This window comes from Bradyrhizobium sp. Kon69 (assembly GCF_055807515.1).
This window is the reverse complement of record NZ_JBVVOS010000235.1, coordinates 1-310: the sequence shown is the minus strand read 5'-3', so window position 1 is coordinate 310 and position 310 is coordinate 1. Positions and strand designations below refer to the sequence as shown.

Here is a 310-nt window from a genome sequence, read left to right as displayed (position 1 = left end):
CGTCAACGGGATCGACATTCAGCACCTCGGCAGCGACGGGCGCTGGGCGACTCTGGTGCTCAACGGTATCCGCCGGCGCGTCGCCTATCACCTCGACGGCAACCAGTTGTGGCTACCGGGCCTGCGGGTAATCAACGGCACCCAGCCCATCGCCAACCGCCAGGCCGATGCCGGCAGCGGCACGCTGAAGGCGCCGATGGCTGGGGCGGTTGTCGAGGTGCGGGTACGCGTCGGCGAAAACGTCAGCAAAGGCCAACTGCTGGGGGTGCTCGAAGCGATGAAAATGGAGCACCCGCTGAAGGCCGGTATC

The 310-nt window shown here is 66.5% G+C and carries 1 protein-coding gene; it reads left to right on the top strand.

Annotation, left to right across the window (positions count from 1 at the left end; translation table 11 throughout):
* Window positions 1-310, top strand: a 310-nt coding sequence (locus tag AC0L3U_RS38975; RefSeq protein WP_473365053.1) for a biotin/lipoyl-containing protein, incomplete at both ends; no start/stop codon positions are given.